The sequence below is a fragment of the Bacteroides caecigallinarum genome (assembly GCF_016901995.1).
Lineage (GTDB): Bacteria > Bacteroidota > Bacteroidia > Bacteroidales > Bacteroidaceae > Phocaeicola > Phocaeicola cellulolyticus.
Genome location: NZ_JACJLE010000236.1, coordinates 1 through 219 on the forward strand (window position 1 = coordinate 1; position 219 = coordinate 219).

The 219-nt window shown below is 47.0% G+C and carries 1 rRNA gene; it reads left to right on the forward strand.

The window, feature by feature from the left end:
* Nucleotides 1-219: ribosomal RNA gene (locus H6A61_RS16415) — 16S ribosomal RNA — on the forward strand; the annotation flags it as partial.

Below are 219 nucleotides of genomic sequence, written 5' to 3' on the forward strand. Positions count from 1 at the left end.
GTGAGTAACGCGTATCCAACCTTCCGTTTACTCAGGGATAGCCTTTCGAAAGAAAGATTAATACCTGATAGTATGGTAAGATTGCATGATAATACCATTAAAGATTCATCGGTAAACGATGGGGATGCGTTCCATTAGGTAGTAGGCGGGGTAACGGCCCACCTAGCCGACGATGGATAGGGGTTCTGAGAGGAAGGTCCCCCACATTGGAACTGAGAC